12 protein-coding genes are annotated in these 15,959 nt (G+C 52.5%); 10 read left to right on the forward strand and 2 right to left on the reverse strand.

The annotated features are described in order from the left end of the window. Positions 1–34: 34 nt before the first annotated feature. Both R3I13_RS08215 and R3I13_RS08220 read left to right on the forward strand, forming a co-directional pair. Positions 35–1,444, forward strand: coding sequence for a hypothetical protein (locus R3I13_RS08215; RefSeq protein WP_346317443.1), 1,410 nt, complete (start codon positions 35–37; stop codon positions 1,442–1,444). A 142-nt stretch (positions 1,445–1,586) separates the two neighbouring features. Beyond that, positions 1,587–2,873, forward strand: a complete 1,287-nt coding sequence (locus R3I13_RS08220; protein ID WP_346317444.1) for a porin — start codon at positions 1,587–1,589, stop codon at positions 2,871–2,873. Positions 2,874–2,878: 5 nt separating this feature from the next. Here the strand turns inward: R3I13_RS08220 and R3I13_RS08225 are convergent, their stop codons facing one another. Continuing rightward, a complete protein-coding gene (locus R3I13_RS08225; protein ID WP_346317445.1) occupies positions 2,879–3,931 on the reverse strand; it encodes an ATP-binding protein in 1,053 nt (350 codons plus the stop codon). Positions 3,932–4,061: 130 nt separating this feature from the next. Beyond that, positions 4,062–4,745: a response regulator transcription factor gene (locus R3I13_RS08230; protein ID WP_346317446.1), complete on the reverse strand. Its 684-nt coding sequence runs from the start codon at positions 4,743–4,745 to the stop codon at positions 4,062–4,064. Positions 4,746–4,997: 252 nt separating this feature from the next. Here R3I13_RS08230 and R3I13_RS08235 point away from each other — a divergent pair, with 252 nt between their 5' ends. The 8 genes from R3I13_RS08235 to R3I13_RS08270 all read left to right on the forward strand — a co-directional run bounded on the left by R3I13_RS08235 (position 4,998) and on the right by R3I13_RS08270 (position 15,959). Further along, positions 4,998–7,184, forward strand: coding sequence for a hypothetical protein (locus R3I13_RS08235; RefSeq protein WP_346317447.1), 2,187 nt, complete (start codon positions 4,998–5,000; stop codon positions 7,182–7,184). Between the two features lie 74 nt (positions 7,185–7,258). After that, the gene (locus R3I13_RS08240; protein WP_346317448.1) at positions 7,259–9,022 is read left to right on the forward strand and encodes an ABC transporter ATP-binding protein; all 1,764 of its coding nucleotides are present in this window, start codon (positions 7,259–7,261) and stop codon (positions 9,020–9,022) included. Positions 9,023–9,287: 265 nt separating this feature from the next. After that, positions 9,288–10,433, forward strand: a complete 1,146-nt coding sequence (gene atpB, locus R3I13_RS08245) for a F0F1 ATP synthase subunit A (RefSeq protein ID WP_346317449.1) — start codon at positions 9,288–9,290, stop codon at positions 10,431–10,433. Between the two features lie 62 nt (positions 10,434–10,495). Next, positions 10,496–10,738: an ATP synthase F0 subunit C gene (atpE, locus tag R3I13_RS08250; protein WP_209146418.1), complete on the forward strand. Its 243-nt coding sequence runs from the start codon at positions 10,496–10,498 to the stop codon at positions 10,736–10,738. An 88-nt stretch (positions 10,739–10,826) separates the two neighbouring features. Next, positions 10,827–11,321 carry a F0F1 ATP synthase subunit B gene (atpF, locus tag R3I13_RS08255; protein ID WP_346317450.1) on the forward strand — a complete coding sequence of 165 codons (495 nt, stop codon included), beginning with the start codon at positions 10,827–10,829 and terminating at the stop codon, positions 11,319–11,321. A 22-nt stretch (positions 11,322–11,343) separates the two neighbouring features. Then, positions 11,344–11,904: an ATP synthase F1 subunit delta gene (atpH, locus tag R3I13_RS08260; protein ID WP_346317451.1), complete on the forward strand. Its 561-nt coding sequence runs from the start codon at positions 11,344–11,346 to the stop codon at positions 11,902–11,904. Positions 11,905–11,995: 91 nt separating this feature from the next. Then, on the forward strand, positions 11,996–13,573 hold the full coding sequence (gene atpA, locus R3I13_RS08265; protein WP_346317452.1) for a F0F1 ATP synthase subunit alpha: 1,578 nt from the start codon (positions 11,996–11,998) through the stop codon (positions 13,571–13,573). A gap of 229 nt (positions 13,574–13,802) precedes the next feature. Beyond that, complete coding sequence (locus tag R3I13_RS08270) at positions 13,803–15,959, forward strand: TonB-dependent receptor (protein ID WP_346317453.1); 2,157 nt, start codon at positions 13,803–13,805, stop codon at positions 15,957–15,959.

Raw genomic sequence — 15,959 nt, forward strand, 5'->3', positions numbered from 1 at the left:
TGCATATTCACCGAAAATTAAAAACTGAGTACTAATGAAACTTGCAAAATTTCTTGCCTTCACATTTGGCGCAGCTGTTTTATTGTCTGCCTGCCGGAACAACGACACTGGAGACGACGATGATCTGGACCCGATCCTGCCTGAAACACTGGTAGGCGATGTGACCACGAATAAAACACTGACCAGTGACAGGGTATGGATTTTAAAAGGCCAGGTGAAAGTAAAAAATGGCGCAACCCTCACCATCCAGGAAGGCACAGTGATCAAGAGCGACGTTACCGAAAAAGGTTCCCTGATCATTACACGCGGCTGCAAGCTGATGGCTGTAGGTACTGCGGAAAAACCCATCGTATTTACTTCCGGTAAAGCTGTAGGCAGCCGTGGTCCTGGCGATTGGGGCGGTATTGTTCTGCTGGGCAACGCACCGACCAATAAAACCAATCCCCAGATCGAAGGCGGTATCGGCGAGCAGTATGGCGGAAACGATGCAGCGGATAATTCAGGCACCCTGAAGTATGTGCGCATTGAATACGCTGGTATCGCTGCTTTCCAGAACTCTGAGATCAACTCCCTCACGCTCGGCGGTGTAGGCAGCGGCACTGTTATCGATTATGTAATGACTGCTTATGCCAACGACGATGCTTTCGAATTTTTCGGCGGCACCGTAAACCCCCGTCACCTGATCGCTTATGCTACTGCTGACGACGATTTCGACTTCGATTTCGGGTACACCGGTACTGTACAATATGCCGTATCATTGCGCGATCCTAAGTTCGTAGACCCGGGAGACGCCGGTAACGGAATCGAGTGCGACAACGACGGTCAGACTTCCAACCAGACGCCGTTTACCCGCCCCGTGATCTCCAACATGACCATCGTAGGTCCCAACGGCGCACAAGGCACTGCCAGCAACCACAACTTCGGCAACCGCTGGAGAAGGGCTACCAACTTCGTTTTCCTGAACTCCATCATCCTGGGTTCTCAAAAAGGCGGCACGCTTTTCGAATCCAAACCGACTTACGATTTCTTCATGGATAACGCTGCTACCAACTACACTAACAATATTATCTACACAGTAGCTACTGCTAAAGTAGCCTGGACGGATTCTTCCACTGCCCGCCTGTACACAACCGGCTTCCCCGGCAACCCGATGAGCTCTGCAGACAGGGATGCAATGATCGCTGCGGCTTCCGCTCCGCTGCTCGCCAAATTGACCGGGTCAGGCAATACAGTTGCAGCTTCAGCTGATGCTGTTGGCCTGACTGATCCCTTCAACCTGGCTAACCCGAACTTCCTGCCCAAAACCGGTTCTCCTGCATTGGGTGTTACTTCCGTTGGTTTCGCCGGTTCAGCTATCGAGCAGACTAACTACCGTGGCGCCTTTGGTACTACCAACTGGGCTACCGGCTGGACCAACTTCGACCCCCAGAACAAAGTTTACTAGTCATTTCATCTGTCGATCATAATTAACGCGGCGCCCGGACGAAAGTCCGGGCGTTTTTGTTTGAATGCGGCATTTCCTATTTTTGCGCGGTATGACAAACATGAAGACTACCGCCAGGAGGGTAATATTGATCGGAATTTTAATGTTTAGTTCCTTCGCGTCCAGGGCCCAGTTCCTGATGGACATGATAGATACGACCACCAGCCTGGGCAAGGGCATGATCTCCATGTACATGCGTTACGATCATTTGCGGATCAGCGGCTATATGCAGCCGCAGTTCCAGTATGCGTCAGATAAAGGAATAAAAAGCTTTGCAGGCGGCAACTTTGCCGGCAGGAGCGACAACCGCTTCATGCTCCGCCGCGGCCGCGTGCGCTTCGATTACGCCCACTACAACAAAAGGAATCTTCCCACCGTACAATTCGTTTTCCAGTTCGACGGTACCGAGCGCGGCGTGAACATCCGTGACTTCTGGGGCCGCGTGTTCGACGGTCGCTGGGACGTTGCGGCGCTGACCATGGGTATGTTCGCCCGGCCTTTCGGCTACGAGGTAAACCTCTCCTCCGGCGACCGCGAAGCGCCGGAACGTGGCCGCATGTCGCAGATACTGATGAAAAGTGAGCGTGACATGGGCGGCATGCTCACGTTCGAACCAAGAGACAAAACACACCCGCTGCATTCGCTGAAGATAGACGTAGGCCTGTTCAACGGCCAGGGCCTCTCCGGCCCCGCGGACTTCGACAGCCATAAAGACCTCATCGCCCGCGTGGCTATGAAGCCCACGCGCGTGAACCGGCAGGGCTGGCTGCTGTCTGCCGGCGCCAGCGTGCTGTATGGCGGCATGGAGCAGTTCACCAAAGTAATTTACGATATGGGCGCCGCCAGCAATGGCCGTCCTGATTTTAAAGTGGACTCGGCAGTGACGAACATCGGCAAAATTGCCCCACGACATTACTTCGGCGGAGATGCACAGCTGGTAATTCCCAACCAGCAAGGCACCACACAGCTGAGAGCGGAATACATCCGCGGTGTACAGACAGCAACGTTTGGAGACAGTGAAACGCCCGGCGTGATACCGGTGAACACCGCGGGATATGCGCCGCTCTACATCCGCAATTTCGACGGGGCATACTTCACCTTCCTGCAGCATCTCGGTAGTAAAAAACACCAGCTGGTGCTGAAATACGACTGGTACGATCCCAACACAGATGTGAAAGGCCGGCAGATCGCGGAAACCCTTACCACGCACCTTTCCGCGACAGATATCCGTTACGATACCTTCGGCTTCGGGTATGTGTATTACCTCAATGAAAATATGAAAGCCACCTTCTGGTTCGACCGTGTGTGGAATGAGTCCACGGGCATAGAAGGATTTGAGGATGATATTGCGGATAATGTATTTACCGCAAGGCTGCAATACCGTTTCTGAGACGGTCAGTTGTCCCTGCCCAGTTCCAGGGTGAAGCCGAAGGTGGAGCCGACTTCTATTTTGCTGCGCACATTGATGGTTTGATCGTGCGCTTCCACGATATGTTTTACAATGGCAAGGCCCAGCCCGGTGCCGCCGATGTCCCTGCTGCGGGCACGGTCTGTCCGGTAGAAACGCTCGAACACGCGCGGGAGGTGCTCTTCAGCCATACCGATACCGGTATCTGAGATCTCTACCAGCACGCGTTTGCCGTCCATATTGTAAATGCTGGCGATGGTCTGCCCGTCCTGCTTGCCGTATTTCACGGAGTTCTCAATGAGGTTGATCAGCACCTGCCGGATCTTTTCCTTGTCTGCATACACATGCACAGGCGCTTCGCAGCCTTTTTTGATGCTGAATTTTATTTCCTTCTGCTTGGCCTTGATGCTGAGCGTGTCGAACACATCCTTCACGAGGTCCTGTATCACGAAGATCTCTTTGTTGATGGTCATTTCACCGCTTTCGAGCTTGGATATCTCGTCCAGGTCGTCTATCAGCCGGCAAAGGCGGTCAATGTTCTTGGTGGCGTTCTTGAGGAACATCTTATTGACGGAAGGGTCTTCTATCGCGCCGTCCAGCAGGGTGTGGATGTAGCCCTGTACCGCGAAGATGGGCGTTTTAAGCTCATGGGAAAGGTTCAGCAGGAACTCTTTGCGGAAGGCTTCGTTGCGGCGCAGGTTGTCCAGCTCTTCTTTTTTCTGCGAAGCCCATTTTTCCACGTCCTCACTCACTTCGTCGATCGTTTTAAGGGGAAGGATATTTTTATTGAAGAAGTCTTCGCGTTTGGAAGCTTTCGTCTGGTAAATAAATTTGTAGATGAGCTTGATCTTGCGGTAGATAAAGTTCTGCAGGGTATAGAGGTACAGGTAATACGCCACCAGGAAGGTGAGGCCCAGCGCGATGAGGGTTTCCTTCAGCGTGGCGCCTATGAGAAGGCATCCCGTGGCCATGATGGCGGAAAGCACCAGCGCTGTAAAGCCCGCCAGCTTCTGCGGCGAAAGGTTTTTTGCTTTGAACATACTCCAGAGTGAGTAATTTTTGTAATAAAGGGAAATTAAGCCAATTTTTTTACTTGCCATAATTCACGGAGCCAGTTCACGCACGCGGCATGTCTGCGGGGAGAAGAATACTGAAATATCTGGATGCGGGTTACAATTCGAATTTATAGCCTACGCCTTTTACGGTGGTGATCAGGTCCACACCCAGTTTCTGGCGGATCTTGCGGATATGCACATCGATGGTGCGGTCGCCCACGATCACTTCGGTGCCCCAAACCTGGTTGAGGATCTCGTTGCGGAGGAACACACGGCCCGGTTTGGAAGCCAGGAGCTGGAGGAGTTCAAATTCTTTTTTCGCGAGGATGATCTCCACGCCTTTATAGGTAACAGTGAATTTTTCGCGGTCTATCACCAGGTCGCCCAGCTGCATCTGCTGCTCTTCCACTTTGTTCAGCCTGCGGAACAGCGCGTTGATACGGCTTACCAGCAATTTTGGCTTGATGGGTTTTGCAATGTAATCGTCCGCCCCCATATTCAACCCTTCTATCTCGCTCTTCTCATCATTCAACGCCGTAAGGAACAGCACCATGGTTTCCTTGAATTCAGGCAGCTTCCGGATCTCGCGGCAGGTATCGATGCCGTTCTTGTTGGGCATCATGATATCCAGCATAATGAGGTCGGGGCGGAATATCTTGGCTTTCTGGATCGCTTCTATCCCGTCTTTGGCCGTTACGGTCTCGTATCCGGCGCTCTTCAGGTTATAGCTGATGATCTCGAGGATGTCGGTCTCATCGTCCACTACCAGGATTTTTCCAACTGCAACTGAAGGTTCCATCAACATAATTTGGTTTTTAAGACGGCACAAAATTAATCACCATAATTCCCATTCATGAAAAGATAACATTATGTAATTGTTAATTCAGGCCCTCTCTCCGCCCGCAAAGATACTGATTCCCCGGGCTCGCCATTCATGCCTGATATAATGGATTTTTCGCATTAGTGTTTATTGCTATGGGTAGGGCTGAATTGTGATTTAGCAATATTTGGTAGTAAATTTGCAGTATTCGAGAAGGCGTAATCATCTTATATGAGAAAAACATTACTAATCATAGCGTTAGGCATTGCTTACAGCGGATTAACCTATGGTCAGAAAGTACAGATCCCCATCAGCCGGCAGGGCTTTCATGACAATATCGACAAAGAGCAGGTAGCGGCTGACAAATTTGACGGCAAGCAGGACAATTTCGTGAAGGTGTCTGACGACGAGAGCATGAGCCTCCAGGTTACCAACGCCCTCCTCAAACAGGTGGACGACATCCAGAACGAAATTGAGCTGGACACCGCGCTGGATCACCGCCTGAAGGTAAAATACCTCTCCGGCCTCCAGCAAACCCTCAAAGACTACAATACCAAAAGAGCTTTCAAAAGAATAGACGCGGAAGAAGCGCCCGCCATGGTGCAGGCTTACCGCGCTATGATGCATGCAGATATCAAAGGGGCCAGCATTTACCCCATTGCCCGCAAACTCAGCTTCGAAGCTGGGGAGCGGATGATCGAACCGTTCAAGGAAAATCCCGGCTACCAGGAGTCACGCGCGGAAATGTTCTCCAAATATGCTTTCAAGAACCTGGAAGACATCATGCCCAAGCTGGGGCCTTACCTGGACTACCCCGTCACCGATTCCATCATCGCCGCCGTGGCGCGCCAGTATCCGAATAAAGTGCTCACCTACGCTACTTCGTATACGCCCACAGCCTCGGCCATCCGCCGCAACCAGGACCCCCTGGTGCAGCAGATCGTGCAGATCGGCCGTTCAGGGCAGAGCACCAAGCTGATGCCCTTCATAGACCAGCTGCTGGACGGTACCGCCACTATCAGCGACCTGGAATCGACCGTGAGCAACGACGATAACTACTTCCGCCAGATGGTGAAAGCCTCCATTGCCCTGCAGAAACGGAAATCTAACGGCGAAAACCCGCTTGGCCTCAAGTCTATGCAGGAGAACATGCATGCCAAATCGCTGCGGTACATCCGTGAGATCAACGACCTGCACGACGAAGGGCATGCCGTTCGTTTCCGCATTGTGAAGGATTTTACGCCGGAAGAGCTGTATTACCTGATCATCAACGGGCAGGAAGAACTGTATACTTCCAGCTATACCAATGCCGCGAAAAACGGCCTGTACGACCAGATGATGCTGCGCATGAAACCCTCGCGGGGCGACAGCCTGCTGATGCTCGTAAGCTTCGACCGTTTCAAGAAATTCATCGCCATGGCCGCGGGCTTCAATACCCTGGACCATTTCCTGAAATCCATGGACCCCGAGAACGCCAACTACCTGATGGTGAAATTCGTGCGCAGCCTGGAAAAAACGGCTGACCTGGAAGACGCCGTGGACGTGGCCAATTCCTTCGGTTCCATCCGTGATCCCAAGCTGCTGGACTTCCTCCGCACCGAAGTGCGTAAGAACCTCGTGTTCGTGACCGGCAAAAAGGACAAGCGCGGCATGACCATTTACGAACTGCTCAACAGCATTTTCACCGAAGAAGGCCAGGGCAGCGACAGCAGCTGGGCCAGCGAAATGAGCAGCAAGCTGAAACTGCCTCCTATCAACTATGTAGAGTTCAAAGACCTGCCCAGCGACAGCGGGCGCGTATACCAGCAGGTATTTTTCTATGGCGATGAAGACGGCGTTAGTTCCTACGCCAGCTTCATGGGCAACTTCCCGCGCAGCGACTGGGATGTGAACAAGAATAAATACTGGACTACCATCACCTCGCTCAAAGGCAAGCCCACCACCATTTACGCGAACAACCCGCTGGACGAGCCGGAAGATAAGACCGCGATCGAAAAGCTGGCCGAATACCTGGATGAAAAAGACATTCACCCGACCATATTCATCCACCGCGGCCACAGCTACCATGTGAACACCACGCTGGACAACCTGCAGAGCACTGCCCGCATCGTGATACTCGGCAGCTGCGGCGGTTACCACAACCTGGCCACCGTGCTGGAAAAAGCGCCGGAAGCACACATTATTTCCTCCAAGCAGGTGGGCACCCGCTGGGTGAACGAGCCCATCATCCGCAGCCTGGAAGACCTGGTACGCGGCGGAAAGAATGTAGACTGGGTGCATATGTGGGCCGGACTCGGCAAAAAATTCTCGGCAGAACCGGCCAACAAACCGCTGTTCGACGACTATGTGCCACCGCACAAGAACCTGGGCGCGATCTTCATCAAAGCGTACCGCCAGGTGATGAAAGACGAAAACTGATCTTCATAAAGATTTAAAAAAGGGAGCAGCCGCTCCCTTTTTGCATTTTGGGATTATCCATTTACTTTTACTGAATGAACAACGGAAAGGCCAAACGTGTATTTGATTTCAGCCTGCTGAACCGGGTATTCTCCTTTGCGGCGCCTTACAAGCGCTATTTTTACGTCTCCATGTTCCTGACGGTATTGCTGGCGCTGCTCAGCCCGGTACGCCCTTACCTGATACAGCTTACCGTAGATAAATATATTACCAACCAGTGGGTGCAGATGCTCGTGATCGTGACCATCGTGCAGATCGTGATGCTGCTGCTGGAAACCGTGGTGCGGTTTTTCTTTTCCTACATTACCAACTGGCTGGGGCAGTCTGTGATCAAAGACCTGCGCGTGGCCGTGTACCGCAAGGTGACCCGGCTGAACCTTTCCTTTTTCGATAAAACCCCTATCGGTACGCTTACCACCCGCACCATCAACGACATTGAGGCTATCAACGATATTTTTTCCGAAGGCATTATTTCCATCGTGGCGGATGTACTGATGATACTGGCCATCCTGGGCGTGATGTTCTATGAGGACTGGCGGCTCACGCTGATCAGTCTTTCCCCGTTCCCCGTGCTGATACTGGCCACGTATTGGTTCAAGGAGGCGGTGAACAAGTCCTTCCACCGCGTGCGCAATGCAGTGGCGGCTTTGAATGCCTTTGTGCAGGAGCACATCACCGGTATGCTGGTGGTGCAGGCGTTTTCCGCGGAGAACCGGGAGTTCGGCAAGTTCCGGGTGATCAATAAAGACCACCGCAAAGCCAATATAGACGCCATTTTCGCTTACTCCATATTTTTCCCCGTGGTGGAAATTATCCTGGCCATTTCGCTGGGACTGATGGTGTGGTGGGGCTCCAATAAAGTGCTGAACTACGAAGTAACGCAGGGCGTGATGATCGCGTTTATCATGTACCTGAACATGCTGTTCCGCCCGCTGCGCATACTGGCGGATAAGTTCAATACCCTGCAAATGGGCATGGTGGCCAGCGAGCGCGTGTTCAAGGTGCTGGACAGCGCGGATTATATGCCGGACAAAGGCACGCATTCAGCCGCGGGCATGAAAGGGGAGATCAAATTCGAGAACGTATGGTTCGCTTATACAGACGAGCGATACGTATTGAAAGATATTTCATTCCACGCCCAACCGGGGCAAACCATTGCGCTGGTGGGGCATACCGGTTCCGGGAAAACCACTATCATCAGCATCCTGAACCGCCTTTACGAGATACAGAAAGGCCGCATCAGCATAGACGGGCTGCCGCTGGAAGAATATAAACTTTCCGAACTGAGAAGCAGGATAGGTGTAGTATTACAGGATGTGTTCCTGTTTTCCGGCTCTATCTACGACAATATCACCCTGCGCAACCCGGCTATCAGCCGCGAACAGGTGGAGCATGCGGCGAAGCTGATCGGTATGCATGATTTTATATTGCAGCTGCCCGGCGGGTACGATTACCCGGTGATGGAAAGGGGCAGCACCCTGTCGCTGGGGCAGCGCCAGCTGATCTCCTTTATCCGCGCGCTGCTGTACGACCCTGCTGTGCTGATACTGGATGAGGCGACCTCTTCCGTTGATACGGAGTCCGAACAACTGATCCAGCATGCGATAGACAAGCTGATAGCCGGGCGTACCGCCATCGTGATCGCACACAGGCTGAGCACGATCAGCAAGGCAGACCAGATCATTGTGCTGGACAAAGGGGAGATCAAGGAAATGGGGAACCATGAGGAGCTGTTGCGGATGGAGGGGTATTACCATAAACTGTATACCATGCAGTTCCAGAAGACCCAAAGTGTGTAACTGTTACACTAAGTTGAATTTTTATTGACCTGACCCCAAAGTGTGTAATTCCTACGCTAAGTTATTCGCATGAAATAATATCCTAATGGGAGAGAAGTTCAACCATAGAAAAAAGCCTGGCGGCTGAAGGAGGGAAGTGCTAAGACGCTGACGGAGAGCCCTTTAGCAGTATGGTATACATTCCACATGATCCTCGTCAGTTTTTTCATTCGCCGCTACTATTTAATATAAAATCGGTTACCTTTGCACAAAATTTCAGAAAACGGTGATTTCCTTGACTCGGTTCAAATATAAGCTGGTAGCCCTGATAACGGTATTTTCAATGGCCGTTTCCGGCGCATTTGCCACAGCCAATGAAGGCCATGACCCCCATGCTGAAGGCGGGCACGGAGAAAAGAAAGGTTTTAACGCAAAGGAAGTGATCCTCGGTCACGTAAAGGATGCCCACGACTGGCACCTGCTGAGCCTGGGCGACCTGCACGTTACCCTGCCTTTGCCTGTGATCGTATACAGCCCTGAGCGCGGTGTTTCCATGTTCTCTTCTTCCAAATTTGAACACGGTCATAAATCCTACGAAGGCTACCGCATCGTGGACGCCCACTACCTGCACGCCAATCACCTGGACGCCAAGCTGTACACAGAAGGCAAGATCATCGCGGTGGACGCGAACGATCAGCCTACCGGCGAAAAGATCTACGACCTGTCTCTGACCAAAAATATTACCTCTATGATACTGGCAGCTGTGCTGCTGGTGATCCTGATGCTGAATGTGGCCAAAGCTTACAGGCTGCGCGGCAGCCGCCAGGCGCCCAAAGGCTTCCAGAGCCTCATTGAGCCGGTGATCATTTTCATGAGGGACGAAGTGGTGAGGCCGAACATCCCAGGGGTGAAAGGCGACAAATATGTTCCCTTTATCCTGACGATCTTCTTCTTCATCCTCATCAACAACCTGCTGGGCCTGCTGCCGGGTTCCGCTAACGTAACCGGCAATATTGCCGTTACCGCCGCGCTGGCGCTGATCAGCTTTGTAGTGATGATCGCTGCTACCAACAGGCACTTCTGGGGCCACATCTTCAACCCGCCGGTGCCCGGCTTCGTGAAGCCTATCCTGGCGCCCGTGGAGCTGATCGGCGTGTTCACCAAGCCTGTTTCCCTGATGATCAGGTTGTTTGCCAATATCCTGGCCGGCCACATCATCATTTTGAGCATTATCTCCCTGGTATTTATTTTCGGTTCCCTGAACAAAGCGATCGGTTACGGCTTCCTGCCGGTGACCATTGCCTTCAACATCGTGATGATGATGCTGGAACTGCTGGTGGCGTTCATCCAGGCCTTCATCTTCGCCAATTTGACCGCTGTATTCATCGGCCAGTCTATGGAGCACACCGGGCATCATGATGCGCATCATTAATTGACAACTGTTTAATCTTTAATTTCAAATACACAATTCAAATGGCACTTTTAACTGTTTTAATGCAGGCTACTGAAGCTGCTTCTACAGGTCTGGCACAAGCCGGTGGCGCAATCGGCGCTGGTATCGCTGCTATCGCAGCTGGTATCGGTGTAGGTAACATCGGTAAGAGCGCGCTGGAATCCATCGCCCGTCAGCCCGAAGCTGCTAACGACATCCGTGCTAACATGATCCTGGCTGCTGCGCTGGTTGAGGGTGTTGCCCTCTTCGGTGTAATCGCCGGTCTGCTGGCGGTAGTTCTGTAAGAACAAACTTATTACTGCATCCGGCGCACAGGGCAAAGGATGCAGTAATCTTCAAAACCGTAAAGAATAAAAATTTAAATACTGATATATGGATTTGTTGATGCCTGAATTAGGCTTGTTCACCATTTCGCTGCTCATCTTCATCATCGTTTTCCTGATCCTGAAGAAATTTGCCTGGAAGCCCATCCTTTCCACCCTGAAAGAGCGTGAGGATTCCATTACAGATTCCATTGCCACCGCGGAGCGTGTGAAAGAGGAAATGGCCCAGATGAAAGCCGAGCATGAACACGTACTGGCCGAGGCAAAAGCAGAACGCAGCAAGATACTGAAAGAAGCGAAGGAGCTGAAAGACCAGATCATCAGCGAAGCCAAGGCACAGGCCCAGGCTGAAGCCAAGAAGATCGTGCAGGACGCTTCCGTAGCCATCGAAAACCAGAAGATGGCGGCGCTTACAGACGTGAAGAACCAGGTAGGTACCCTGGTGATCGAAGTGGCGGAGAAAGTACTGCGCAAAGAACTGTCAGACAAAAAGGCACAGGAAGCTTACATCAGCCAACTGGCCTCTGAAATCAAAATGAACTAATTAACCGGCTGAATAAAGAATTATGCAAAATCCCCGTTTAGCAAACAGATACGCTAAATCGCTGATAGACCTGGCGGTGGAGAAGAACGAGCTGGAAGCAGTGCACAGCGACATACTGCTGCTGCAGGCCATTACCCGCAGCAATGCGGACGTGGTGGCTTTGCTGAGAAGCCCGGTAATTAAGGCCGATAAGAAAATAAAGATACTGGACGGCATCTTCAGCGGTAAGATCAGCGGCATCACCGCAGGGTTTATCCGACTGCTGGCCATCAAAGGCAGGGAAAGCGTGCTGGCTGAAATAGCCGGAGAGTTCATCAAACAATACAACGTGATCAAAAACATCACTCATGTAAAACTGACCTCCGCCGCACCGCTGGAACCCGCTCTGCTCAACGTGATCCGCGAGAAAGTGGAAACCTCCGCCGGCCGCAGGATACAGCTGGAAACAGCCGTGAACCCCGACCTGATCGGCGGTTTCGTACTGGAAACCGGCAACGATCTGTTCGACGCATCCGTGCTCCGCGACCTGAAAGACATCAAGAAACAGTTCCTCAAGAACATCTACGTGTCAGAGATCAGGTAATTTTGTATTTAACAGCAGCCGCTGCGTACCCGCAAAGCTGTTGTCGTTATATTTAGTTTAAACCTTAACGACTCTTTTAAAAAACATAACAATGGTTGACATTAAGCCAGATGAAATTTCGGCGATATTACGCCAGCAACTGAGCAACTTCAATGCCTCCGCAGAACTGGAAGAAGTTGGTACCGTGCTCTCCGTGGGCGACGGTATCGCACGTGTTTATGGTCTTAACAACGTTCGCTCCGGTGAGCTGGTTGAATTCGAGAACGGCGTTAAAGCCATCGTATTGAACCTGGAAGAAGACAACGTGGGTGTGGTATTGATGGGTTCTTCCAACGGCATCAAAGAAGGCGCTACCGTACGCCGCACCAGGCAGATCGCTTCCATCAAAGTGGGCGAAGGCATGGTAGGCCGCGTGGTGAATACCCTCGGCGAACCGATCGACGGTAAAGGCCCCATCTCTGGCGAATTATATGAAATGCCCCTGGAACGTAAAGCTCCGGGCGTAATCTACCGCGAACCCGTAAAGGAACCGCTGCAAACCGGTATCAAGGCGATCGACGCCATGATCCCCATCGGCCGCGGCCAGCGTGAGCTGGTGATCGGCGACCGCCAGACCGGTAAAACTGCCATCTGCGTGGATGCCATCATCAACCAGAAAGAATTCTATGACGCCGGCAAACCGGTGTATTGCATATACGTAGCGATCGGCCAGAAAGCATCCACCATTGCCGGTGTGATGAAAACCCTGGCAGACAACGGCGCGCTCGCTTACACCGTGATCGTAGCCGCTTCGGCATCTGAGCCTGCTCCGCTGCAGTTCTACGCTCCGTTCGCAGGCGCCGCCATCGGCGAATTCTTCCGTGACACCGGCCGCCCGGCACTGATCATCTACGATGACCTGTCCAAACAAGCCGTAGCTTACCGTGAGGTATCCCTGCTGCTGCGCCGCCCTCCCGGACGTGAAGCTTATCCCGGTGACGTATTCTACCTGCACAGCCGCCTGCTCGAGCGCGCTGCAAAGATCATCTCCAGGGACGATATTGCCCAGCAGATGAACGATTGCCCCGATTCTATCAAGCACCTCGTTAAAGGCGGTGGTTCACTGACGGCGCTGCCGATCATCGAAACACAGGCCGGTGACGTATCTGCATACATCCCCACGAACGTGATCTCCATCACCGACGGCCAGATCTTCCTGGAAGGTAACCTGTTCAACTCAGGTATCCGCCCGGCGATCAACGTTGGTATCTCCGTGAGCCGCGTAGGTGGTAACGCACAGATCAAATCCATGAAGAAAGTATCCGGTACCCTGAAGCTGGACCAGGCGCTCTATCGCGAGATGGAAGCCTTCTCCAAATTCGGCGGAGACCTGGACGCGGCTACCAAATCCGTACTGGACAAAGGCGCCCGCAACGTGGAGATCCTGAAACAACCGCAGTTCAGCCCGTACAGCGTTGAAAAACAGGTAGCGATCATTTACCTCGGTACCAACGGCCTGCTGCGTGAAGTACCCGTGAAAAACACCCGCGCTTTCGAAGAAGCCTTCCTGCATGAAATGGAAGTGCGCCTGCCGGAAGTACTGGGCGAATTCAAAAAAGGCAACCTGCCCGAAGATGGCCTCAAGAAAATGGTGGCCCTGGCAGATGAACTGAAACCAAGGTTCGCTTAATAGCAATTTGCTGTGAATATTTAAAAGCCTCCTGCACCCGCAGGAGGCTTTTTTTATGCTTGCTTGCCGCCCGGTTTCACCGGGTTTTTGCCCCCGCTTACCGAATAGTTGAAGGCATAAGTAATTGGTTGTGAATACCGATTAATTTTTAGCCCCTTTGTATTTTAACACCTCGTTTGGTTTATACTATAAACCAGTCTACTTTTGATATGCCATTTAATCTAACTATATGCTCAAGCCATTTTCAACCCTGATCATCTTTGCAATCCTGCCCCTGTTGCTGCACGCACAGACCACCGTAAAAGGCCGGATCACCGATGCGAAGAAGAAACCCCTTGCCGGCGTGAACATCGCTATAAAGGGCTCCTACGACGGCGCCACCTCTGCCAAAGACGGCACCTTCTCCTTTACTACGTCCGCCAAGGGAGAACGCATCCTCACCGCTTCGCTCTCCGGCTACCAGACGCTGGAAATAAAAGCAGAACTGGGCATGCCGCAGGAATTTAACCTCGTGCTGAAAGAAACCGTGAACGAACTGAAAATGGTGACCATTTCCGCCGGCAGCTTCGAAGCCAGCGACGAAAAGAAAAACACCATGCTCAAACCCCTGGATATCGTTACCACCGCCGGCGCGAACGCAGATATTGTAAGCGCGCTCAAAACCCTCCCCGGCGCACAGCAGGTAGGAGAAAAAGAAGGCCTGTTCGTGCGCGGCGGCACCGGCGCTGAAACGCAGACTTTCATTGACGGGATGCTGGTGCGCAACCCCTTCTCCACCGGCATGCCTGACTTTGCGGCCCGCGGCAGGTTTTCGCCCTTCCTCTTCAAAGGCACCACATTCAGCAGCGGCGGTTATTCCGCGCTCTATGGCCAGGGCCTCTCCAGCGCGCTGGTGCTGGAATCCACAGACCTGCCGGACCGTTCCTCCTATTCCCTCGGCATTATGACCATTGGCGCAAGCGCGGGTGTGGACAAGCTTTCCGACGACAAAAAGAAAGCCTATGGCTTTGAGCTGGATTATGCCAACCTGGACCCTTATTTCAAGCTGGTGAAACAAAAGCAGGAGCCCGTAGTGGCCCCGCAACAGCTCAATTTTTCCGCCAACTACCGCCTCAAAACTTCGAAAACAGGCATGCTGAAACTCTTTCTCACCGGCGCCTGGAACGAATTCGGCTTCCTCGGAGAAAGCCTCGAATACCCGGGAGACAAAGAAGAATTCAGGGTGGATAACAAGTACGTATATACGAATATCAGCTATAAGGAAAGTCTTGGCAAAGGCTGGAAGATCCAGCTGGGTACATCTTTCAGCACCAACCGCGACAAGATCTACATGGATACGATCAACAAATCGCCGGAGCCCAGCCATGTGAGAGCGCGGCAGGACTTCACACAACTGAGGGCGGTGGTGTCCAAAAATCTTGGCCAGTTCTCCGTATTACGCTTCGGCAGCGAGTTCCAGTACGCGGATGAAAGGAGTGCATTGAATGACATGCATGCGGATTATACCGACAGCTACAGCGCGTCTTTCGCGGAGGCGGACATTTATTTCACACCGCGTTTTGTAGGCCGCTTCGGTGCGCGTTATGAATACACTTCCGTGCTGAAAGCCGCCAACATCGCGCCGCGCGCTTCCCTCGCCTACAAGCTGGACGCCAAAAGCCAGGTAGCTTTTGCTTACGGCGAGTTTTACCAGAAACCTGAACAGCAATACCTGCGCTTCTTCCGCAACCTGGGGTACCAGCGCGCCACACATTACATCGCCAGCTACCAGCATGTATCCGAATTCTTTACGCTGAGAGGCGAAGTATTCTACAAAAAATACCACGACCTGTTCAAGACCGTTCCTTCCTATAACAACAACGGAACCGGCTACGCCAAAGGCGCAGAGCTGTTCTGGCGCGACCGGAAAAGGTTCAGGAACGTGGATTACTGGCTCTCCTATTCTTACCTGGACACTAAAAGGGATTACCTCAATTATCCCTACGAAGTGCAGCCGGACTTCGCGGCGAACCACACTGCCACGCTGGTGTACAAACATTATATGCCATCCGTGCAGCTGAACCTGGGAGCGACCTACACCTTTGCCACCGGCAGGCCGTATTACAATCCCAACCGCCCGCAAACCGAATTCATGCAAGACCGTACGCGCAGCCTCAATACGCTTGGCCTCAACGTGAATTACCTGACCACCGTCGGGAAAGCGTTCACCGTGTTCGTGCTCACCATCACCAACGTGCTGGGCAACGACCAGGAATATGGCTTCCGCTATTCGTCTGACGGGCTGCGGAGAAACATGGTAGGCCCGATGGCGCCGCGGTTCTTCTTTGTAGGCATGTTCATGAGCTTCGGTATAGACCGCAGGCAGGAAGTGATAGACAGGCAATAA

It is taken from the genome of Chitinophaga sp. YIM B06452 (assembly GCF_039655965.1).
Classification (GTDB): Bacteria; Bacteroidota; Bacteroidia; order Chitinophagales; family Chitinophagaceae; genus Chitinophaga.